The organism is Vibrio ziniensis, assembly GCF_011064285.1.
GTDB lineage: Bacteria > Pseudomonadota > Gammaproteobacteria > Enterobacterales > Vibrionaceae > Vibrio > Vibrio ziniensis.
On record NZ_CP049331.1, the window covers coordinates 2,529,494 to 2,552,841 of the forward strand.

General features: G+C 43.6%; 21 protein-coding genes. 8 read left to right on the forward strand and 13 right to left on the reverse strand.

Features of this window, described 5'->3' with window-relative positions; translation table 11 throughout:
* The 3 genes from G5S32_RS11655 to ubiT all read right to left on the reverse strand — a co-directional run bounded on the left by G5S32_RS11655 (position 1) and on the right by ubiT (position 1,630).
* Complete coding sequence (locus G5S32_RS11655; RefSeq protein WP_165312169.1) at positions 1-405, reverse strand: DNA polymerase III subunit psi; 405 nt, start codon at positions 403-405, stop codon at positions 1-3.
* 207 nt (positions 406-612) lie between these two features.
* Positions 613-1,119, reverse strand: coding sequence for a GNAT family N-acetyltransferase (locus G5S32_RS11660; protein ID WP_165312170.1), 507 nt, complete (start codon positions 1,117-1,119; stop codon positions 613-615).
* On the reverse strand, positions 1,109-1,630 hold the full coding sequence (ubiT, locus tag G5S32_RS11665) for a ubiquinone anaerobic biosynthesis accessory factor UbiT (RefSeq protein ID WP_165312171.1): 522 nt from the start codon (positions 1,628-1,630) through the stop codon (positions 1,109-1,111). The genes G5S32_RS11660 and ubiT overlap by 11 nt, the downstream gene beginning before the upstream one ends.
* 198 nt (positions 1,631-1,828) lie before the next feature.
* Between ubiT and G5S32_RS11670 the strand changes: the two genes are divergently transcribed.
* From G5S32_RS11670 to G5S32_RS11680, 3 genes are all read left to right on the forward strand, one after another.
* Positions 1,829-3,889 (forward strand): sensor domain-containing protein, encoded by a 2,061-nt coding sequence (locus G5S32_RS11670; RefSeq protein WP_207621578.1) that lies wholly within the window; start codon positions 1,829-1,831, stop codon positions 3,887-3,889.
* Positions 3,890-4,019: 130 nt separating this feature from the next.
* Entirely contained in the window at positions 4,020-5,033 is a 1,014-nt protein-coding gene (gene ubiU / locus G5S32_RS11675; RefSeq protein WP_165312172.1) for a ubiquinone anaerobic biosynthesis protein UbiU, read from the forward strand.
* Between the two features lie 16 nt (positions 5,034-5,049).
* Complete coding sequence (locus tag G5S32_RS11680) at positions 5,050-5,928, forward strand: U32 family peptidase (RefSeq protein ID WP_165312173.1); 879 nt, start codon at positions 5,050-5,052, stop codon at positions 5,926-5,928.
* Between the two features lie 84 nt (positions 5,929-6,012).
* Here the strand turns inward: G5S32_RS11680 and serB are convergent, their stop codons facing one another.
* Positions 6,013-6,993 carry a phosphoserine phosphatase gene (gene serB, locus G5S32_RS11685; protein ID WP_165312174.1) on the reverse strand — a complete coding sequence of 327 codons (981 nt, stop codon included), beginning with the start codon at positions 6,991-6,993 and terminating at the stop codon, positions 6,013-6,015.
* A 91-nt stretch (positions 6,994-7,084) separates the two neighbouring features.
* Here serB and G5S32_RS11690 point away from each other — a divergent pair, with 91 nt between their 5' ends.
* Complete coding sequence (locus G5S32_RS11690) at positions 7,085-7,690, forward strand: YtjB family periplasmic protein (RefSeq protein WP_165312787.1); 606 nt, start codon at positions 7,085-7,087, stop codon at positions 7,688-7,690.
* 115 nt (positions 7,691-7,805) lie between these two features.
* On the opposite strand, the gene deoD is transcribed toward G5S32_RS11690, so the two are convergent.
* The 5 genes from deoD to G5S32_RS11715 all read right to left on the reverse strand — a co-directional run bounded on the left by deoD (position 7,806) and on the right by G5S32_RS11715 (position 13,942).
* Positions 7,806-8,531, reverse strand: coding sequence for a purine-nucleoside phosphorylase (deoD, locus tag G5S32_RS11695; protein WP_165312175.1), 726 nt, complete (start codon positions 8,529-8,531; stop codon positions 7,806-7,808).
* A gap of 108 nt (positions 8,532-8,639) precedes the next feature.
* The gene (locus tag G5S32_RS11700; protein WP_165312176.1) at positions 8,640-9,860 is read right to left on the reverse strand and encodes a phosphopentomutase; all 1,221 of its coding nucleotides are present in this window, start codon (positions 9,858-9,860) and stop codon (positions 8,640-8,642) included.
* Between the two features lie 18 nt (positions 9,861-9,878).
* Positions 9,879-11,222 carry a thymidine phosphorylase gene (gene deoA / locus G5S32_RS11705; protein ID WP_165312177.1) on the reverse strand — a complete coding sequence of 448 codons (1,344 nt, stop codon included), beginning with the start codon at positions 11,220-11,222 and terminating at the stop codon, positions 9,879-9,881.
* Positions 11,223-11,321: 99 nt separating this feature from the next.
* Positions 11,322-12,101 (reverse strand): deoxyribose-phosphate aldolase, encoded by a 780-nt coding sequence (gene deoC / locus G5S32_RS11710; RefSeq protein WP_165312178.1) that lies wholly within the window; start codon positions 12,099-12,101, stop codon positions 11,322-11,324.
* A 566-nt stretch (positions 12,102-12,667) separates the two neighbouring features.
* A complete protein-coding gene (locus G5S32_RS11715; RefSeq protein WP_165312179.1) occupies positions 12,668-13,942 on the reverse strand; it encodes a NupC/NupG family nucleoside CNT transporter in 1,275 nt (424 codons plus the stop codon).
* 858 nt (positions 13,943-14,800) lie between these two features.
* Between G5S32_RS11715 and G5S32_RS11720 the strand changes: the two genes are divergently transcribed.
* From G5S32_RS11720 to G5S32_RS11735, 4 genes are all read left to right on the forward strand, one after another.
* Complete coding sequence (locus G5S32_RS11720; RefSeq protein ID WP_207621579.1) at positions 14,801-15,796, forward strand: BMP family lipoprotein; 996 nt, start codon at positions 14,801-14,803, stop codon at positions 15,794-15,796.
* Positions 15,797-15,914: 118 nt separating this feature from the next.
* Positions 15,915-17,513 (forward strand): ABC transporter ATP-binding protein, encoded by a 1,599-nt coding sequence (locus G5S32_RS11725; protein ID WP_207621631.1) that lies wholly within the window; start codon positions 15,915-15,917, stop codon positions 17,511-17,513.
* Positions 17,510-18,622, forward strand: coding sequence for an ABC transporter permease (locus G5S32_RS11730; RefSeq protein ID WP_165312181.1), 1,113 nt, complete (start codon positions 17,510-17,512; stop codon positions 18,620-18,622). Before G5S32_RS11725 ends, G5S32_RS11730 begins: the two co-directional genes overlap by 4 nt.
* Positions 18,623-18,624: 2 nt before the next feature.
* Positions 18,625-19,590 carry an ABC transporter permease gene (locus tag G5S32_RS11735; protein ID WP_165312182.1) on the forward strand — a complete coding sequence of 322 codons (966 nt, stop codon included), beginning with the start codon at positions 18,625-18,627 and terminating at the stop codon, positions 19,588-19,590.
* 69 nt (positions 19,591-19,659) lie between these two features.
* Here the strand turns inward: G5S32_RS11735 and G5S32_RS11740 are convergent, their stop codons facing one another.
* The 4 genes from G5S32_RS11740 to G5S32_RS11755 form a co-directional block, all read right to left on the reverse strand.
* Entirely contained in the window at positions 19,660-20,484 is an 825-nt protein-coding gene (locus G5S32_RS11740; protein ID WP_246201012.1) for a TatD family hydrolase, read from the reverse strand.
* Positions 20,444-20,614 carry a DUF5363 family protein gene (locus tag G5S32_RS11745; protein ID WP_165312183.1) on the reverse strand — a complete coding sequence of 57 codons (171 nt, stop codon included), beginning with the start codon at positions 20,612-20,614 and terminating at the stop codon, positions 20,444-20,446. The genes G5S32_RS11740 and G5S32_RS11745 overlap by 41 nt, the downstream gene beginning before the upstream one ends.
* 19 nt (positions 20,615-20,633) lie before the next feature.
* Entirely contained in the window at positions 20,634-21,407 is a 774-nt protein-coding gene (yaaA, locus tag G5S32_RS11750; protein ID WP_165312184.1) for a peroxide stress protein YaaA, read from the reverse strand.
* Between the two features lie 141 nt (positions 21,408-21,548).
* Entirely contained in the window at positions 21,549-22,979 is a 1,431-nt protein-coding gene (locus tag G5S32_RS11755; RefSeq protein ID WP_165312185.1) for an alanine/glycine:cation symporter family protein, read from the reverse strand.
* Positions 22,980-23,348 lie beyond the last annotated feature (369 nt).

Consider the following 23,348-nt stretch of genomic DNA (forward strand, 5'->3'; position numbering starts at 1 on the left):
TTATTTCGCTTCGTAAGAACAAATTTGTTGCCATAAATCACGACGATGTTGAGTGTTGCCATCAACGTCGGATAAAAGTGGTGTATGAAGTTTTTTGATGTTGCTATTGATTTCGTCATCACAACCGGCAAACCAGATCCACTCAAGTGTTGAGAGATCTATATTTGCCAGATTATGCAAACTAGCGTACTGAGACTGCTGCAATTCCACGTTGAAACTCTTCAATACTCTTTCAAACAGCGCGGCTTCACTGGCCGTTGGATAATTAGTACTCACCAATAGCAGCTTACACTCTGTGTCTAACGCAGCTTTCTTTGGTTGATAGCCTTGTAAACGCTCAGGGTGAATCAAATCCCAGCTCTGAATTCCCATAGCTTGTAAGTATTGTTGCTCGTGATTAGGCATAGTAATGAAGAATCAGTAATACATAATGTTAGAAAACTGAATGCTAACAAACTTCCCTTTTAATCACCACTGCTCAAAGTTACCAGCCACGCCATAAATCTAAGTATTGCCTAGCAAGATAAACATGTATGTGAACAAGTGATGTAAGCTATTTTTGAAAGCGAAAATGGAAGAAGAAGCAAATTTGCTTCTTCTAAATGAGGGAGATTAAGCAAGTTCGTTAAACTCAGGGCAATACTCAATCAACCCTTGTTTGTTGTCGAGTTCGTTTTCCCACAATGCGACAATTTGAAATGCTTCAGCAGGTACGTCCCACTGACATTTGAAACCGTATTGACTTGCATCTTCAAAACCAAAACGTCGGTAGTAACTTGGGTCACCAAGAACCACACAAGCGGGATAGCCCAGTTCACCGAGAGAACTAAGACCTTCTTTAACGATTTCCGCTCCAACCCCCTGCTTACGGTATTCAGCTTTTACCGCTAAAGGAGCTAAGCCTTGCCAATTAAGATGTTCACCAGCAACAGATACCGGACTGAACATCGCGAAACCGACCACCTCACCATCGTCTTCGCAGGCAACCAGTGACAGTGTACGATTACCATTCTCACGCAAAGCCATAACTAAGTTGGCTTCAGCTTCGGTTTCAAAGACCGACTTCAGTAATTGATCAACAATTAGTATGTCAGCAGGCGCTTCACTTCTAATAAGCATTCACTACCTCTTTATGTGCGTTAGGTGCTTGCATGCCTTTATGCACAAAATCGGCGAGTTGGTGAAGTAAAATTTGCAAAGCTTTCGGTAATTGTTCCAAATCCACACTATCCATCAAATTTTTGACTTCAAGACCAAGCTCAGTATCTCCCTCGATAGACAGTCTACGCTGGAAAAACAAAGTATCCGGGTCTTCTTTACGTCCCGCGATTAACACCAAATCATTCAGGTTACCGCTGAAGCTCACATCTTCATCTTTGATGTTGTCTGCAACCACAAGCTTGTCGTCTTCATAGCTGATATACCAACAGAGGTTCATATCGCGAATTTCAACTTTAAGCCACTTACCTTCTAGGAATTCAAAATCACCATCATCGAGAGCTTCATGAAATACCATTGTCATACCATCAAGTAAGGCCTTTTTTTGCACAAACTTAGGCAATAAGTTGACTGGAGATCTCAAAATTGATGCCGCATTTTGAACTAGTTGAATACGAATGTTGTTAATCACGCCCTTTATCCGTTACCTTTGTCTTTGGAAAACTTATCATACGGGATGTGATAGTGGCGAACCCTGTTATGCATCAAGAAATTGTGCAACACAGAGAAGCTTTTCTAACCGTGAAATCAACGTTATAGTTAGTATGTATCGCTCTTAAATAATTCTTATTGAACAAATAAGCGCTTAAACACAGTTGGTAGTTTCTTAATGCCGTCGCAAATGCCTTCGCAACATTTACAACATTGGTTCGCAAAAATAACGTCTAACAGTCCGTTCTTTTTCGCGATAATAGATGACCAACATAATTATGTGATGGTCAATGAAAGGTATTGTGATGTTTCAGGCTTAGCGCCAACTGAGCTTATTGGTATGAATGATTCGCAGATACTTGGCGAACAGTTTTATAACCATCTTAAAGGCTACTACTTAAGAGCATTCGATGGGGAGACAATAGAAGCAGAAATGACTCTCCATGACATCTACATGGAAATGAGTCTCCATTTTTCGCTTTCTCCAATTTTCAACGACAAGAAAGATGTGGAATACATTATTTTCCATGCTATCGACACGTCAGAAAAACAAATCCTTATCCGCTCTTTGGAAGATTCTGAGAATAAATTCTCGACCCTGACCACATTACTGCCTGACGGCTTACTTTTGGTCGAAGACGATTTCATAATCTCGGCAAACCCCTCAGCTGCACGCTTATTGGGGTTTGAAGATACATCAGATTTGCTGGATGAAGAGCTATCTCGTTTGTTTGTTGATGAAAAAAGCAAAAGCGTATTTAACGCTAAGCTTGGTGAACTTTTAACAGAAAACCCATTGGTATGTTTAACCGGACCTCGATGTGGTTTCGAACGCCGAGTTCAGCTTCATGCAGGAACAACCCAAATACTGGGAAGCAACTCGCAGTTAATTCTGATTCAAGATGCCTCGCAGGCAACAAAACAGCTAAGTGCAACCAATCAAAGCGATATTCATATAGATTCGTTAACCGGCTTGTATAACCGATTGGGTTTTACAAAACGTTTGGAGCACTTAATCCAAAATGATACCCCATTAGTGCTGCTGTATCTGGATATCGACAACTTCAAAAATATTAACGACTCACTGGGTCACCATATTGGAGACAAAGTGATTCAGGAAGTGTCGTCACGTCTCAAACGTTTACTGCCACAACAGGCCATTTTAGGGCATTTAGGTGGTGACGAATTTGGCCTGATTCTTCCAGAACCTGAACATAACCGCTCGGCGGAAATGCTAGCAGAACGCATTATCTCTTTAATCAACCAACCGTTTGATTTGCATCACTTCAGCAAACGCTTAGCGTGTTCAATTGGCAGTGTGCAGTACCCAGGTGACGGTAACGATGCGCGTATTTTGCTGCAAAACGCTGATACTGCGATGTATGAAGCGAAAGATCGTGGTCGAAATCGTCTGATTAAATTCCATGATCAGATGAATAAAGAAGCGCGGATGCGTCTATGGCTTGAGATTGAGCTGCAAAAAGCACTTCAACAAAATGGTTTAGAGGTGTGGTATCAACCAAAAGTGAATGCGCGTGATTTCAGTGTTAACGGAGCTGAAGCGCTGGTACGTTGGAAGCACCCTGTTGAAGGATACATCAGTCCTGCGGCATTCATTCCTGTCGCAGAAAAAGCAGGACTTATTGAACATCTTGGTCGAGTAGTCATGCGTGATGTTTTCGCCACAGTAAAGCGCTGGAAACAACAAGGGATTTTACCAGGACGAGTGGCAATCAACATATCTCCAGAGCAGTTTGGTAACCCGCAGTTAATCGACTATCTGGAAAAACTCTTGCGCACCACCTCGCTTGATCCTAATTGCATCACTTTCGAACTGACCGAAAGTGCGGTAATGAGCGATAGTGAGCACACACTACAGATGCTAAACGCAATTAAGAAGCTGGGCTTTAATCTCTCTATTGACGATTTTGGTACAGGTTACTCATCACTGGCCTACCTTGCGCGTTTCCCAATTGATGAACTCAAAATAGACAGAGCATTTATTACAGATATTGATACCCTACCAAAACAGATCACGGTAATCGAAAACATCATCAATCTTGGTAAATCTCTTAACTTATCCGTTGTAGCTGAAGGTGTGGAAACGCAGCAACAAGCGACCTTGTTGTCCAACCTGAATTGTCATGCAATTCAAGGCTTCCATTTTCATCGTCCACAACCTAAACACGAAGTTGAAGAGTTATTTGCTAAGCACCGTCGCCATCGGAAAACCATCTAAATTGATTCATATCTCACTCCAAATGAGTAAATTATTCCTTATTCACTGAAACCTGCCTTACATCAAATCGAAAAGCCTTATTTATCCATAGAATATGGTCACTTTTTCCTAAAAAATAAGTAACCGAGCAATGGAACTTCTCTGTCCAGCTGGTAATTTACCCGCACTTAAAACAGCCATTGATTGTGGTGCAGATGCCGTTTACATCGGCTTCAAAGACGACACCAATGCCCGCCACTTTGCAGGGTTAAATTTCACAGGCAACAAACTGAACAAAGCCGTTCAATACACTCACGATCATGGAAAAAAAATCCATGTCGCATTAAACACGTTTGCTCATCCTGATGGTTTTGAAAGATGGACTAACGCAGTAGATCAAGCAGCAGATCTCGGCATCGACGCTTTGATCGTGGCTGATGTTGCTATCCTTGATTACGCTGCAAACAAGTACCCAGATTTAGAGTTGCACCTTTCTGTTCAAGCATCCGCAACCAACGTGAAAGCCGTTGAGTTTTACCATAAAAATTTCAACGTTAAGCGCGTTGTATTGCCTCGCGTGCTTTCTATCCATCAGGTAAAGCAGCTATCACGTAATGTCCCAGAAGGCGTTGATCTCGAAGTATTTGCTTTTGGTAGTTTATGTATTATGTCGGAAGGTCGCTGTTACCTCTCTTCTTACATGACAGGTGAATCCCCAAACACAGTTGGTGCCTGTTCTCCGGCCAAATACGTACGCTGGCAAGAGACTGATTCGGGTTTAGAATCTCGACTTAATGAAATTCTCATCGATAAGTACGCAACAGGCGAAAACGCAGGTTATCCAACCTTATGTAAAGGTCGTTTTATTGCAGACATCGATGGTGAACAAAAACGCTACCACGCGTTGGAAGAGCCAACCAGTCTGAATACACTCTCACTACTCCCAGAGCTCTTCGCCGCCAATGTTGCATCGGTAAAAATTGAAGGCCGTCAGCGCAGCCCCGCGTATGTAGAACAAGTTACTCGCACATGGCGCACTGCGATTGATCGCTACCTTGCGAACCCCGAGAGCTACCATGTAGAAAGCGCTTGGGATGCGGCACTTGCCAACGTTTCAGAAGGTACACAAACCACTCTCGGTGCATACCACCGAAAATGGCAGTAAGTAGTAGGGAGAGAATATGAAATACGCACTAGGTCCGCTACTTTACTTCTGGCCAAAGCAAGATGTTGAAAGCTTCTACCAACAAGCAAAAGAAAGCAACGCCGATATTATCTATCTGGGCGAAACCGTTTGTTCTAAACGACGTGAAATGAAACCGCAACATTGGTTCGACATTGCCAAAGAGCTTTCTTCAGCAGGTAAACAAGTTGTTCTTTCAACCATGGCGTTGTTCGAAGCGCCCAGTGAAATCAATGTACTAAAAAAATACATTGATAATGGCGACTTCGCCATTGAAGCGAATGATGTGTCTGCCATTCAGATGGCGCATGAAAAAGGCTTACCTTTCATTGTTGGTCCAGCGGTGAACACCTACAATGCTTACGCGCTGCAAATATTTCTCAAGCAAGGGATGACACGATGGTGTATGCCTGTTGAACTGTCACGGGATTGGCTGAACAACGTTTTACTCCAGTGTGAAACAATCGGCATCCGTAATCGGTTCGAAGTGGAAGTTTTTAGCCACGGTTATCTACCACTCGCCTATTCGGCTCGTTGTTTTACAGCACGCGCAGAAAACCGAGCGAAAGACGAATGTGAAACCTGCTGTATCAAATACCCAACAGGGATTCAGGTCAGCAGTCAGGAAGGCCAATCTGTTTTCAACTTAAACGGCATTCAAACGCAGTCAGGCTATTGCTATAACCTGATGAACGACTTACCAAGTATGGAAGGTTTAGTCGATGTGGTCCGTTTAAGCCCACTGGGTGTCGAAACCTTCCAACACCTAAACAAATTCAAGCAAAATGAACATGGTGGTCATCCAACCAAACTAGAAAGCCAACAATGTAATGGTTACTGGCATCGATTGGCCGGTCTGGACGTAAAAAACATCTAGTTAAATGAATAAAAAAAGCGGGGCTCTAGCCTCGCTTTTTTCTATTTCAGATATGCACTATTTTAGATGTGCATAAAGTGAAGATTATGGCTTGCTTTGCCAACTAATTTTCTGATGTTTAACGAGGCCAGCAGACAAAATACACAGCACACCGCCAAGGCCAGCAAAACGTACAGCAGTTTGGGCTTTTGCTTCTACTTTAGGTTTGGCGTGGAAAGCAACGCCTAGTCCCGCAGCTGCCATCATCACTAAGTCATTGGCGCCGTCGCCAACCGCAACCGTGTTATGCATTTCGATATCAAACTGAGTAGCAAGCTCAACAACGATGTCTGCCTTAGTTTGTGCAGTCACCACATCACCGAGCACTTTACCTGTTAGTTTACCATTCACAATGTCTAACGTATTTGATTGCGCATGGTCTAAATTCAGCAGCGCTTTCAAATGATCAGAGAAGTAAGTGAAACCACCCGATGCGATAGCGGTTTTCCAACCAAAAGCTTGCAGTGTTTCAACCAGTTCTTGCAATTCTTCCATCAAAGGCAGTGTAGAACGTACCGACTCTAAAATAGATTCATCAGCACCACTCAGCTTGCCAACACGTTGGCGTAAGCTCTGTTCAAAATCAAGTTCACCTTGCATCGCACGTTCTGTAACTTCAGCAACTTCAGCACCTACGCCTGCAAGTTTTGCTATTTCATCAATACACTCAATCTTGATTGCTGTTGAGTCCATATCCATCACAATCAAACCCGGTTTTGACAAATCTGGCACTTCATTAATTCGTGCGTAATCTAAACCCAACCCTTGTAAAATTTTCTCGTGTTCGCTAGTCAGTTCACCCGACATTAGCGCAACTTCATAAGGTCCAACTTTCCATGCATCAACTATCGCGTTGTAATGACCAGTAAAGAAGTCAATGTCTTCAAACTGTTGAGCTGTTAAGAAATCACCAAATACAATCCAGCTTGCTTTGCTTTTGTCTAATTGCAGAGATAAACGAGTTTCAGGCAGTCGATTGATAAGAGACGTATGTTTTTTAATAGGTAGCATATATAAGGCGTCCATGTCTTCGTATAAGCAGACGTTACCCTATTGCAATTTAAAAACGCAAGTCTCAATATGTGCAAAGTCTGATTTTCTTTGAGTTAAAATGGTTATGGACGATTCTTTGTTCTCCTTTCGTATGGTTATTCGCCTATTAACCTTACTTTTGCTAATTGGCATGTTCGTCATCACAATAAAAAATAGCGTGGTCATTAGTAAAGGTAACGAACGCATCCAAGCAAACCAGCTAGAAACACTTACTAAAGTATTGATTACCCAAGCGTCACTCACTGCGGGCAGAAGTATTGCTGAGCAGGACCAAGAGCGTCTGTTAAATCTCACCAATCAGCTCGCTCAAGACCGCTTAGTATTTGATGCAACGATTTATGATTCTGAAGGCGTAAAACTGGCTTCTAGTGATTCAGCATTAAGTGTAAGAGAAGTGCTTGGCTTAGATACACCTTTGCAAACCGCGAGCATTGGTCGCCAGCAACTTGTGGAACCCGTCGTGCACGATGGCAACCTGATCGGTTTTGTGCGCATTACTTTTGAGACAGGTAAAGTGACGGCGATTTCAGACCACCACTATCGTAAGAGTGATCGCTACATGTACTTGATGGTGATTATGAGCTTTATCAGTGGCGTGCTGTTTACTCTACTGTTGAAGCGTAAATCAAAGCCAAAAGGTGAAAACCTACTACTGCAAAACGCAGAATAAAACTTTCGTGAAGAACTGCCGTTGATAAGCTTCGCTTCAACACATTAACGGCAAAGTCTCATAAAAAACCTCAACCATGCTGAGGTTTTTATTTTATTTCATCGAGTTAGGATACTTAGTAACCTGCTTGATCACCAATCAGCACGGAATCAAGAGCGATAAGCATCATGTCGTTGAACGTAGTCTGACGCTCTTCAGACGTGGTCGCTTCACCGGTTTTGATATGGTCAGATACAGTACAGATAGTCAGAGCTTTTGCACCGTATTCAGCAGCAACACCGTAGATGCCAGCCGCTTCCATTTCAACACCAACGATACCGTATTTGTCCATTACATCGAACATCGATGGATCTGGCGTGTAGAACAGTTCAGCAGAGAATAGGTTACCCACTTTCACGTCAATTCCGCGTGCTTTTGCAGCTTCTTCTGCCGCTTTTACCATTTTGTAATCTGCGATTGCAGCAAAATCGTGGTCTTTAAAGCGAATTCGGTTAACTTTAGAGTCTGTACATGCGCCCATACCAATAACCACATCACGTACTTTAATATCTTCGTTTACTGCACCACAGCTACCCACGCGGATAACTTTCTTCACTCCGTAGTCCTTGATTAGCTCAGTTACGTAGATAGAACATGATGGGATACCCATACCGTGGCCCATAACAGAGATCTTGCGACCTTTGTAAGTACCAGTAAAACCGAACATATTACGAACATCACACACCTGAACAACGTCTTCTAGGAAAGTTTCTGCGATATATTTAGCGCGTAGTGGGTCGCCCGGCATAAGTACTACGTCTGCGAAATCACCCATTTCAGCATTAATGTGAGGAGTTGCCATTATATTATTCCTTATGATGTTAGGTGTTAACTCAACACCTGGACCAAACTGATAGAGGGAGCCCAGTTCTCTTTTTCTCATTGAGATAAAGACTAAACCCCTAAGAAATTACAAAAAGTTCTTACCGTATTCCATTGGCGAAATGCCAAAGTAACTTGCGAGGCTTTGACCGATATCCGCGAACGTTTCACGACGGCCTAATGAGCCAGGTGCTACTTTCTTACCGTAAACAATCACAGGGATATGCTCACGAGTATGGTCAGTACCTTGCCATGTTGGGTCACAACCGTGGTCAGCCGTTAGAATCAGAACATCTTCTTCTTGCATTAATTCTAGAACTTCAGGCAGACGCTCATCGAAATATTCTAGTGCTACAGCATAGCCTGCTACGTCGCGGCGGTGGCCATAAGCAGAGTCAAAATCGACGAAGTTAGTGAAAACAATCGTGTCATCACCCGCTTGTTGGATTTGCTCTAGCGTTGCTTCAAACAGCGCTGGTATACCGGTAGCTTTCACTTTCTTAGTGATACCGCAGTTTGCGTAGATGTCTGCGATCTTACCTATAGACACAACGTTACCCTGCTTCTCTTCAACCAGTTTTTGCAGCACAGTTGCTGAAGGCGGCTCAACAGAAAGGTCACGACGGTTACCCGTACGTTCAAATTGACCTTTACCTGCACCAACGAATGGACGAGCAATAACACGACCAATGTTGTAATCCGCCAATTCTTCACGGGCAATTTGGCAAAGATCAAGTAAGCGATCTAGACCAAACGTCTCTTCGTGACAGGCAATTTGGAATACTGAGTCAGCAGAAGTGTAGAAGATAGGCTTGCCCGTCTTCATGTGTTCTTCTCCTAGGTCATCCAGCACTTGAGTGCCCGATGCGTGACAGTTACCGAGATAATCGTCTAATCCTGCGCGAGCAAGAATTCGATCAGTCAGCTCTTTAGGGAAGCTGTTTTGTTTGTCACTAAAGTATCCCCAGTCAAACAGTACTGGCACGCCAGCAATTTCCCAGTGACCAGATGGAGTGTCTTTACCAGAAGAAAGCTCAGCGGCATGACCATAAGCGCCGATGATGTCAGCTTTATCATCCAGTCCAGGTGCAAAACGACCTGTAGACTCTTTGTGCGCCATTGCAAGACCCAGCTTAGATAGGTTTGGTAATGTAAGCGGACCTTTACGATCAGCGTTATCCGCTAAACCTTGCGCACATTGATCAGCAATGTGACCTAATGTATCTGCGCCAACGTCACCAAAATCTTTTGCATCAGCCGTTTCGCCGATACCGAATGAATCTAAAACTAAAATAAATGCTCTTTTCATTACTCTTTCCTCAGCCAACTACACGTCTTCTGCACGGATCTGACGGTAAACATCAGGAGTTGGGACGTATTCACCACCGACTTTAATCGCATTTTGTAGTGCGTTTGCCGCTTCTTGCCACTGCTCTTCACTACGCGCGTGAATGAAGGCTAAAGGCTTGTTGCTATCTGCCACTTCACCTAGGCGAATGAAGTTATCAAAGCCTACTGCGTAATCAATAGTATCTGTTGCTACACGACGACCACCGCCCATACCAACCACAGCCATACCAATCGCACGAGTATCCATAGCCGATACCACACCCGATTGCGCTGCATAAACTGGTTTGATGATTTGCGCTTTATCTAAGTAGTTTTCGTAGTTTTCAACGAAGTCTGCTGGGCCACCAAGCCCTGCGACCATCTTATCAAAACGCTCTGCTGCTTGACCGTTGTCTAGTACCGCTTGCAGTTTTTGACGAGCATCAACGCTGTCTTTCGCAAGTTTTCCTAGCATCAACATTTCAGCACAAGAAGCCATAGTGACTTCAAGTAGACGAGGGTTACGATATTCGCCTGTTAGGAAACGAACCGCTTCACGTACTTCCACTGCGTTACCCGCAGAAGAAGCCAATACTTGGTTCATATCCGTTAAGATTGCCGTTGTTTTGGTACCAGCACCATTTGCAACCGCAACGATAGATTTTGCTAGTTCTTCTGACGCTTCATAAGTTGGCATAAAGGCGCCAGAACCTACTTTCACGTCCATCACTAATGATTCAAGGCCTGCAGCCAATTTCTTCGAAAGAATAGAAGCTGTAATCAGAGAGATATTATCAACGGTTGCCGTGATATCTCGCGTAGCGTACACACGCTTATCCGCCGGAGCTAGATCACCAGTCTGACCGATAATTGCCACACCTGCTTGCTTGGTCACTTGACCAAAGACTTCATTAGTCGGAGTAATGTTGTAACCAGGGATAGACTCTAATTTATCAAGAGTACCGCCAGTGTGACCTAAACCGCGACCAGAGATCATCGGAACATAACCACCGCAAGCCGCAACCATTGCGCCTAGCATCAGTGAAGTTACGTCACCCACACCACCTGTAGAGTGTTTATCAACAATCGGTCCATCGAAGTTCATATGACTCCAATCGATAACCATGCCTGAATCGCGCATTGCACACGTTAGTGCGATACGCTCTGGCATTGTCATTTCACGGAAGAATACAGCCATTGCAAACGCTGCAATTTGTCCTTCAGAAACCGTGTTTTTAGCCACACCTTGAATGAAGAAGTTGATCTCTTCTGTGGTAAGGATTTCACCATCACGTTTTCTGCGAATAATCTCTTGTGGTAAGAAAGTTTGAGGTAAATACATTAGTGCCTCCCTAGCCCCGAACCAATTGGATGGGTAACTATGGTTTTTGCTATTTAGAAATGAAGATGGCGCTAAGCGCCATCTTGTAAAACAGAACGATTAATACGCTGCTGGATCAGCTTTCTCGTTTGTCACTTCTAATGTATTTAGTAGGTTTGTTAATAGGCTTGACGCACCGAAACGGTAGTGACGGCTATCAACCCAATTGTCACCTAAGATTTCGTCAGCCATTGCTAGGTAATCACTAGCATCTTGAGCTGTACGAACACCGCCCGCTGGTTTGAAACCAACAGTTGCCGCTACGTTCATGTCACGAATCACTTCTAACATCATACGAGCGTATTCCGGTGTTGCGTTCACAGGCACTTTACCCGTTGACGTTTTGATGAAGTCTGCACCCGCTTCGATACAGATTTGTGAAGCTTTCTTGATCAATGCTTCTTCTTTCAACTCACCAGTTTCGATGATTACTTTAAGAAGAACATCAGAACCACAAGCTTCTTTACATTGTTTAACTAAGTCGAAACCTACTTTCTCGTTACCAGCGATTAGAGCGCGGTAAGGGAAAACTACGTCTACCTCGTCAGCACCGTACGCTACTGCCGCTTTTGTTTCAGCCACTGCAATTTCCACATCATCATTACCGTGTGGGAAGTTAGTTACTGTAGCGATACGAACTTCTGGGGTACCTTGCTCACGAAGGGTCTTCTTAGCAATAGGAATAAAGCGAGGGTAGATACAGATTGCAGCTGTGTTACCTACTGGGCTTTTTGCATCATGACAAAGTTGGATTACTTTCGCATCCGTGTCGTCGTCATTCAGTGTTGTTAAGTCCATCAGTTTAAGTGCACGTAGTGCTGCTGCTTTTAAATCGCTCATTTCTAACTCCGATCAATATATTCAATTAGTTCACTACCAAAGCGACCGTCATACGTCAATTTTGATAGCCACAAATGAACGGACTTGGTTCCTTGAAGACTCGGTGTGACTATTTACAGTTCACCAATTGCTATCCTTGTCACCGCACAGTACCCACCTGGGTCTATGGCACAACAATCTGTGATTGCGGTGTCTTACTGTTTCAGTTTTTGGCAGTTTCAGTTTTAGACATGATCTGTTTTAGACATTAGCTGCCTTTCAAAAACGCCGTAGTGGTTAACCTATCCAATTGGCTTCACTACGTCGTTTTGATATTCGCTTACTTCCTTTGGCAAGACACTACAGTATAGATATTTATCACAAAACTGTAGTCTCATTAGAGGAGCAAACGGTTTGTATCTCAAAAATGGTCAAATTCTGACAACCTTGAGACACAAGGCTTTCCAATGCAATCCATTACAAAAAATCACTCTTTGTCATGCCCTGAAAAGCAAAAACACCCCGCAGCAATATTCTTGCTACGGGGTGAGATTAAATGGCGTCTATATATCGTTCTCTAAATCGAATTAGAAAGAGATAAAGAAGCCAGCAATTGTTGCAGCCATCAAGTTAGATAGCGTACCAGCAATAACTGCTTTGATACCCATACGAGCGATGTCGTGACGACGAGACGGAGCTAGGCCACCTAAACCACCTAGTAGAATCGCAATAGAAGATAGGTTTGCGAAACCACATAGTGCGAATGAGATGATTGCTTGAGTCTTCTCAGACATTACTTGCCCCGTTGCCGCAACAACTTGTGCATTTTCACCTACGTACGGCACAAAGTTTAGGTAAGCAACGAATTCGTTCACAACAGTCTTTTGACCGATGAATGAACCAGCGATTGTTGCTTCTTCCCATGGCACACCGATAACGAATGCTAGAGGAGCAAATACCCAACCAAGGATAAGTTCCAGTGTTAGCTCAGGCATACCGAACCAACCACCTAGACCACCTAGGATACCGTTTAGAAGTGCGATCAAACCGATGAATGCGATTAGCATTGCACCAACGTTTAGAGCAAGTTGTAGACCTGCTGCTGCACCGCCAGCTGCTGCGTCGATAACGTTAGCTGGTTTGTCGTCACCACCTTCAAGAGCGTCTTCAATGTTCTCTTGAGGTTGATCAACTTCAGGGAATAGGATCTTCGCGAACAGTAGGCCACCAGGTGCCGCCATAAATGACGCTGCAACTAGGTACTCTAGTGGAACACCCATTGACGCATAACCTGCAAGTACACCACCAGCAACAGAAGCCAGACCACCACACATTACCGCGAACAGCTCAGATTGAGTCATTTTTGGAACAAATGGGCGAACAACTAGTGGAGCCTCAGTTTGACCAACGAAAATGTTAGCTGCTGCAGACATAGATTCTGCGCGAGATGTGCCTAGAGCTTTCTGTAGACCACCACCCAGAATCTTAATGACCCATTGCATAATGCCTAGGTAGTAAAGAACTGAGATTAGTGCAGAGAAGAAAATTAGTGTTGGAAGAACACGGAAAGCGAAGATGAAACCGCCGCCACCGAACACTTCGAACATCTTGTCAGAAACAAGACCACCGAATAAGAAAGAAGTACCGTCATTACCGTAGTTAATAACGTTAGATACGCCATTTGAGAAACCAGCAAGTAGATCGCGGCCCCATGGGACGTAAAGTACAAATGCACCTAGTGCAAATTGGATAGCGAATGCGCCACCCACCGTTCTTAAATTAATAGCTTTGCGGTTATTTGAAAGTAGTACTGCGATTGCAAGTAGAACGATCATACCGACTAGGCTCATAAACGTACTCATAGTTTATGGCTTCCTTATAGTTTAATTTGGCGTGTTAAACATTGGGTTGTTTTCGGGGTGCGATTATACGCATCTCCCACCGCAAAAAGTAATATATGCATCACGCATTTTTAGGTAATATGTATACATTACATTCAAAAACAAGAAGCTCATCACAATAAACAGTCAAAATCGAGTATTTGAGACCTCAACACCAACATCTGGCCAACAAATTGTAGTCTAAACCCGACAAAATGCTGCAACCGTTTGCTCACAAAAGAACAATGCAAGTTCATAAACTTTAGAATCAAATTAGATACAATTGACCACCAACTTAACTATAAATTTTGATTTTACCCCAAACAAAAACATGAGCGTTCCATCACACTTGAATGTTACATTTTTCATTCATCCACACTACAAATTAGTAATTGTTGCCATATTCAACGAGGTATAATTTAGATATGCCCCTACTAATACATATCTAATACATATCACCAATAAGTTGGCTTGCCATTTGCTTACTGAGCAAACCGCTGCGAAAACAGCGGAGAACAGAGCCTGCATTCATTTAATTTGCACTATTTTGGTGACAATTATCACAATTATGGTGAGCACAGTTTCTTGTAAACGCTTGGAATTAACAAAAAAACATACATTTCTGGATAATTGGTTCCTTTTTTTACAAAAAAATGTGATTTGGTGTGAGGTATTCGACTTTTTTTTGCAGCGCAAACGATAAACTTATACTCGATCAAACTGACCCACCAATAATTCATTCAAACTATTGATATTTTGTTTTTGGGTTTGTTCGAACTTTAATTAAAGGTCAGCAGTCTCTCGTCTAGTACAGTGGTATTGCAACATAGGTATATAACAGTGAAAAAATCTATTATAAAAATCTCAGCACTTGCTTTAGCGATCTCTTCATTTCACGTTTTCGCAGAAGCAAAACCAGCCGTAATTTATGATACAGCGGGTAAATTCGATAAATCGTTCAACGAAGCTGTATATCAAAATGGTGTTAAAGTGATGGCTGCGGAAGGTACTGAAGTTCGCGAATTTGAACCTCAAAACGAGGCTCAACGTGAACAAGGCCTTCGTCGTCTTGCAAGCCGCGGTTTTAGCCCAATTGTTGCAGTAGGCTTTAATATGGCGTCAGCTGTAGAAAAAGTAGCAACTGAGTTCCCAGACATTCACTTCACCATTCTTGACTCAGTTGTTGATAAGCCAAACGTACAATCTATTGTTTTTAAAGAACACGAAGGTTCATTCCTTGTGGGTGCACTTGCAGCTAAAGCTTCTAAATCAGGCGTAGTTGGCTTCGTTGGTGGTATGGATATCCCTCTAATCCGCAAATTCCAATGTGGTTACGAGCAAGGTGCTAAATACACCAATCCAAGCATCACTGTTCTACAAAACATGACTGGTTCAACACCAGCAGCGTTTGCTGACCCTGCAAAAGGTTCTGAACTTGCTAAGTCTCAATTCTCTAAAGGTGTTGACGTTGTTTATGCGGCAGCTGGCGGTACTGGCCTAGGTGTTTACCAAGCAGCAAAAGATGCAGGCAAACTGGCTATCGGTGTTGATTCAAACCAAAACCATCTACAACCAGGCACTATGCTTACTTCAATGGTTAAGCTAGTTGGTGCAGCTTCTGTTGAAACTTGGAAAGAAGAGATGAACGGTACTTGGAAACCAGGTATCAAAGCTCTAGGTCTTAAAGAGAATGCTGTTGACTGGGCATACGATGACAACAACAAGGCTCTGATCACTGACGAAATGAAAGCTTATATGGATACTCTTAAAGCCGACATCATCGCAGGTAAAATTAAAGTTCACGACTACATGTCTGACAACAAGTGTGCGTACTAATTCAGTCCTCTACACTTAGTTGATACAATACGTTCCATTTGGAAATGTAATACGCCGCTGCTTGCTCAGCGGCGTATGATTTTATTTGGGTGTTCTTTTTAAGCGCATCCACTTGAATATGGCCTTAATTAGTTCAGGAAGTTTTTACGTGACGCAATCTCAAAACTATGCCATCGAGCTTAAAAAAATCGATAAACGCTTTGGTGCCGTTCACGCGAATAAAGCTATCGATTTAAAAGTTCCAGCAGGTACGATTCACGGCATTATCGGTGAAAATGGCGCTGGTAAATCCACCTTGATGAGCATCATTTACGGTTTTTATCACCCAAACTCAGGTGAAATGTTTGTCGATGGCAAACCATACAGTCCTAGCAACTCTCAAGAAGCCATTGCTTCTGGAATCGGCATGGTTCACCAACACTTCATGTTGGTGGATACTTTTACGGTTCTTGAGAACGTGGTTCTTGGCGCAGAGTCAGGATGGAAATTAGAAGACAGCATCAAAGCTGCAAGAAAAAAGCTGCACCAAATTGAAAAAGACTATGGCTTAGATGTCCCACTAGATAAATTGGTCGGTGACCTACCTGTTGGCTTACAACAGCGAGTAGAGATCCTTAAAGCACTTTACCGCGATGCAAAACTCCTTATTCTTGATGAACCCACTGGCGTGTTAACTCCTCAAGAAGCCGATCACTTATTCGCGATTCTGGATAAACTCCGTAGCCAAGGCACCACGGTCATCATCATCACACATAAACTGCGCGAAGTACTGGCAATTACCGATAACATTTCGGTTATGCGCCAAGGCCAAATGGTTGCTGATGTAAAAACTTCAGAGACAAATCGTGAAGAGCTTGCCGAGCTTATGGTGGGGCGTAAAGTTCGCTTAAAAGTTGATAAATCAGAAGCAAACCCTGCTAAAGAGCTGCTTAAAGTGAACAACCTCAGCTATGTCGACCGTAGCGGCGTTAAACGTGTTAAAGATATTAGCTTCTCGGTACGAGCAGGCGAACTCGTCGGCATTGCAGGCGTTTCGGGTAACGGTCAATCAGAGATCCTATCGCTGTTGTCTGGCATCTTAAAGCCAACCTCAGGTAGCTTTGAACTGAATGGTCATACAATCTCCGTCGATAAACCGGCAGATCCTCAACAGGTTAGAGCGATGGGTGTCGGTCATATTCCTGAAGATCGCCACAAACAAGGCTTAATCAACAAATTTGAAGCTCAAGAAGCGTATATCTTGGGTTACCACAATCTACCGAAATACAACAAAGGCTTGCTGCAAGACAAAGCTGCAATCTCGAGAATTTGCCAAGAGAACATGGACAAATGGGACGTTCGTCCAAATGACATCCATCTGAAAACGGCAAATTTCTCAGGTGGTAACCAGCAAAAATTGGTTATTGCCCGTGAGATGGAAGAAAACCCAGATGTTCTTTTGATCGGTCAGCCAACCCGTGGTGTAGACATCGGTGCGATTGAATACATCCACCAACAAATTATCTCTAGCCGCGATGCTGGCAAAGCTGTGTTGTTAGTTTCCGTTGAATTGGATGAAATCCTCAGTCTTGCAGATCGTATCTTGGTTGTCTTTGATGGCGCAATCGTTGGTGAGCTGCAAGCTCATCAAGCAGATGAAAAAACATTAGGTCTAATGATGGCGAATATCGTTCCAGACCACATAAAAGAGAGCATTGCCCAAGGAGAGACCGCATGAGTCAGGCAAAAGTGCCCGCTTGGGTAACCATTGCGCTGTTACCGGCGATTAACGTATTAGTCGCATTTTTAGTTTCAGCTTTATTGTTTATTTATATTGATATCAACCCATTAGACGCTATCAAAGTCATGTGGACAGGTGCTTTCGGCTACGCTGAAGGTATCGGATATACCCTTTACTACACAACCGGCTTTATCTTCACTGGTCTAGCAGTTGCTGTGGCTTACCATGCAGGCCTATTCAACATCGGTGTGGAAGGTCAGGCATACATAGGTGGTCTTGGCGTTGGGATAATCTGTTTAACCTTGGGCGAGTACGCTCCTTGGTATGTAGTATTTCCTGTCGCGGTTATCGCTGGCGGTGCTTTTGGTGCGGCTTGGGTGTTTATTCCTGCGTATTTACAGGCAAAACGTGGTTCGCACATCGTAATCACAACCATCATGTTTAACTTTATCGCTGCTTCTCTGATGGCTTACCTGCTCGTTGATATTCTTAAGCCAGAAACAACAATGGCGACGGAAAGTCGCGTGTTTGCCCAAGGCAGTTGGCTGCCGAAAATGCACGAGTTGTTCGCGGTGTTCGGTATTAACGTTGCGCCAAGCCCACTTAACATCAGTTTCATTTTTGCTTTGATTTGCTGTGTGTTTGTTTGGCTCTTCATTTGGCACTCACGTTGGGGCTATGAAATTCGTTCTATCGGCGCGAATGCTTCAGCTGCGTCTTACGCGGGTATCAACTATCTCAAGATAGTTGTCATCACGATGCTGCTTTCAGGCATGTTGGCTGGCTTCTTCGGTATTAACGTACTGCAAGGTGAGCTTCACCAGATCAAGCTTAACTTCGTCGAAGGTTTCGGCTTTACTGGTATCGCGGTGGCTCTGATGGGACGAAATCACCCTGTGGGTGTTGTCTTCGCAAGCTTGCTGTTTGGCTTCTTGTATCAAGGTGGTGCGGAACTGAGCTTCGATTATGGTGTTGACCGTAACATCGTTGTTGTACTGCAAGGTCTGGTCATTCTTTTCTCTGGTGCGCTTGAGTACATGTTCAAACCTTCAATTGAACGCATTTATCTGCGCTTATTTGGCAAACAAGAACATGGAGTTGCGTAATCATGTTTGAAACCATCATTTTAATGGCTGACGCCACCATTCGTGTAGCGACTCCGCTGATTCTTGCGGCTCTTGCAGGTATGTTTAGTGAGCGTTCCGGCGTGGTAAACATAGCTCTAGAAGGTAAGCTTCTGGCAGCGGCTTTCTCAGGTGCAGCAACAGCGTACATCACAGGCTCTGCTTGGTTAGGTGTTTGTGCGGGTGTGCTCGTCTCTATTCTGCTTGCTCTATTGCATGGCTTTGCTTCGATTACTCACCGCGGAGACCAAGTGGTGAGCGGCATGGCAATCAACATTTTGGCGACAGGCTTAACTGTGACCCTTGGACGTTACTGGTTTAATCAGGGCGGTCAAACACCAGCGCTTTCTGGTGATGCTCGCTTTGCGCCAATCTCTTTACCGGGTGCGGATGCGCTACAAGATACACCGGTAATTGGCCTACTCTACTCTGAGTTAATCAGTGGTCACTCAATTATTGAGTATGTGGCTTTAGCTGCGGTTCCTCTGTCTTGGTATGTGCTGTTCAAAACTCGTTTTGGCTTACGTTTAAGAGCTGTGGGTGATGCACCAGCGGCAGTCGATACTGCCGGTATCTCAGTGGCAGGCATGCGTTATAGCGCGATGGTGCTCTGTGGATTACTAGTTGGTTTAGCGGGCGTTTATCTTTCTGTTGGTCAAACAGCGCAGTTCATACCGAACATGAGTGCTGGTAAAGGTTATATGGCTCTAGCGGCGCTTATTTTTGGTAAGTGGCGCCCATTCACAGCGATGGGAGCATGTTTGCTGTTTGGTTTCCTAGACGCGTTAGCTATTCGTCTGCAAGGTGTGAGCATTGGAGATTTCCCAATCCCAGTTCAAGCCATTGAAGCGTTACCCTATATATTGACAGTATTCCTACTGGCTGGGTTTATTGGTAAAGCAATTGCTCCTAAAGCGATTGGTGTTCCATACACCAAAGAGCGCGAGTAGTGATTTAATCTTTCATCACATCAACAAATGAATATTAAGGGAGCGAATTTCGCTCCCTTCTTCTAAAAACTATTCATCATTCATGCGAAATAGTTCAAGACTATTTGCCCATAGCTGCGATGCCAGTTGCTCTTGGTCTTCATCTCTCAGTAGAGCCAATTCTTCTAATACATGAATGAGATATTTGGGATGATTCGTTTGACCTTGTCTGCCACATAACGGCATATCCGGTGCATCGGTTTCTAGTACCAAAGCTTCTATCGGTAATCGGCTGATAGCTTGTCGAGTTTTATTCGCTCGAGGGTAAGTAATCACTCCGCCTATACCGATTTTAAATCCAAGATCGATAAACTGCTTTGCTTGCTGTTCACTACCTGAAAAAGCATGCAATACACCACCTTGTGTAAAGCGCTGTTGTTTGATTAGTTGCAGTAATCGGTTATGTGTTTTTCGACTGTGCAGAATGATAGGAAGACGAGCATGTTGCGCTATAGATAATTGAGCAATGAAAACACGCTCTTGAAGCGATGAATTGGCCTCAACCATGGAATCTAACCCACATTCGCCAACAGCAACACAAGGGCTTTCTCGCAGCGCTAATTCATCTTCTAACAGTTGTAACTGTTCATCAGAAAATTGTTCAAGAAAATAAGGATGAAAACCGAGGGCATATCGAAGGGTTGCTGGGTATTGTGCTGCGAGATTTTTCACTCGCAGCCAATTAGAAAGACCAACAGATGGAATAAGGATTTTATCTACCTGAGCATGCGTTGCTGCTGAGATTTGCTCCGAAAACGACGAGGCAAACTCATCAAAATCAAAGTGACAGTGGGTGTCAAACAGCCGCAGCTTATTATTTATCGCTGTCTTTGCCATGAGCAGAGTCTTTGCCATGAGTCGGTTCTTTATCATGAATAGGATCTTCACGATAAGGAACGCAGCAACGCTTTTGATCCGGCGTTAACCCCATTCTTTGACACCAAGCGTCATAGCGTGCCAGCCATTTTTTAAACCAAGTTAACATAACAACCTCATCTATAGCCTTATTGTTCTTCTCGTTTGAATACAAGCTCAGTTGATGTCGATTCTGCGGCACAGAAGTAGTAACCAGCAGTGTCAAAGGCTTCTAGTTGCTTAACTGAGTCAATGCGGTTTTCAATAATATATCGCGCCATCATGCCCCGTGCTTTTTTAGCAAAGAAGCTAATGACTTTGTATTGGCCGTTTTTGCAGTCTTTGAAAACTGGTGTAATCACTTGAGCATCTAATGTTTTCGGTTTTACCGCTTTGAAATATTCATTGGAAGCCAAATTGATCAGCACCTTATCGCCTTGAGCATTGATTGCGTCATTCAGCTTATCGGTAATAATGTTGCCCCAGAATTGGTACAAGTTGCCGCCACGCTCATTACCCAGTTTAGTGCCCATTTCAAGGCGGTAAGGCTGCATAAGATCGAGAGGCTTTAGCAAGCCATATAGACCAGACAACATACGTAGATGTGTTTGTGCGTAATCTAAATCATCTTCAGACAAGGTTTCTGCTTCTAAACCAGTATAGACATCCCCTTTAAATGCAAAAATCGCTGGACGTGAGTTATCTGGCGTGAAGGTTTCTGTCCATTGCTCAAATCGCGCAACGTTCAAGCCTGCAATTTTATCGCTCACTTTCATTAAGTCAGCGATATCTGATGGTGTTAGTGTGCGACATACTTTGATCAGTTCTGCGGAATGCGACGTCAACTCAGGCTGAGTATAGCGAGTTGTTGGTAATGTCGATTCATAATCCAATGTTTTTGCTGGAGAGACCACTATAAGCATAAGGTTTCCTTGTTAATTCTGTTGAGCTGGCTTTTTATTACCTTTACCCATAGCTTACAAAAAAAGCCATGCAGTGTCTGCATGGCTTTTCCAATCTATAACATCGGTACTATCTATGAGTAGCGAGTCACCAGGAATATTCTACTTAGAATTTGATTGTTCCCAAATGCCGTCTTCAAGCTGAGACTTCAATTCAGGATAATCATTGGCATTGAATGTCGGTACTTTGCCTGCATCCAATTGGCGGTTGTAGTCTTTAGCAAGCTTAATCACAGTGCCAGATAGAAGCAGAATAGCAATCAAGTTCACAATCGCCATCAAGGCCATTGAAACGTCAGCCATAGCCCAAACGGTAGGCAAAGTCGCTAATGCTCCGAACATCACCATCGCTAGGAAAATCAGGCGAAATGCCACCAAGCCTTTCTTATTGTTGTGCTCAAGGAAAACTAGGTTGGTTTCTGCATAGGAGTAGTTGGCAATGATTGAAGTAAAGGCGAAGAAGAAAATCGCCATCGCAATGAAGATTCCACCCCAATCACCAACTTGTGAACTTAACGCGCGTTGAGTCAGCTCGATACCCGTAATTTCACCGTGAGGAACGTACTCACCAGAAACAAGGATAATCGCCATTGTCGCTGAACAGATAACGATGGTATCAACAAACACACCCAACATTTGTACATAACCTTGAGATGCTGGATGAGGCGGATACGGCGTTGCTGAGGCCGCAGCGTTAGGCGCAGAACCCATACCCGCTTCGTTGGAGAACAAACCACGTTTAACGCCGTTAATCATTGCTTGAGCGATAGCATAGCCAAGTCCACCAGCCGCTGCTTGTTCAAAACCAAAAGCGCTTTTAATGATAAGAGAGAATACCGCAGGTACTTTCTCGATGTTCATAAACACAACGACTAGCGCAATCGCTAAATACGCAATCGCCATGAAGGGAACAATAAGCTCAGCTGTACGGGCAATTTTACGGATACCACCGAAAATAACGAACGCTGTTAGCAGCACAATACCAACGCCGACCATCATAGGGTCAAAACCAAATGCATTATTCATTGCATTTGAAATCGAGTTTGCCTGGACTGCGTTAAACACTAAACCGAACGCAATAATTAGGAAAACAGAGAAAAGCACACCCATCCAGCGCATGCCTAAGCCTTTTTCCATGTAGTAAGCAGGGCCACCGCGGTAGTTACCGTCTTTATCACGAGACTTGTAAAGCTGCGCTAGAGTACTTTCTGCAAATGACGTTGCCATACCGAGCATAGCGGTCATCCACATCCAGAAAATTGCGCCAGGGCCACCAACCGTAAGTGCAACGGCAACACCCGCCATGTTACCTGTGCCGACACGTGCAGCAAGGCTGGTACAAAGTGCTTGGAAAGAGGAAATACCAGCAGTGTCCGCTTTACGGCTATTCTTCAGGACGCTGAACATATGACCAAAATGGCGAAATTGGATAAAGCCTAAACGCAATGTGAAATAGATACCGACCCCCACAAGGAGATACACAAGTATCGAGCCCCAAAGTAGGTCGTTCATTAGGTTAATTAAGTCTGTCACAAGAACCTCTAAGTAGAGTAAATATTAGGACCTGAATATAAAAGTTAACACTTTAGCTACACGTTCGCGGGCTGCGAAATGCTCTTATTATGATGTGCAATTCAGGAAATTGGGGATACCCAATCAGTTTAGGTATCAATTTGATGGGCGAGAATGATGCAGTCAGGGTAGTCAAAAATCAATATGAAACTTATCACCTAACTTAATTCAACTCACTTCAATAAAAAGCAATAACTCACCCCAAAACAAACAAATAAAAAACAATTAAGCTACAGAAACACAACAAACAATCCACTATCAATGTCAGATAAATCGTAATTCGCTCCAACGGACTCCTGCCTTATAAATCTAAACACTCACCTTAATAAC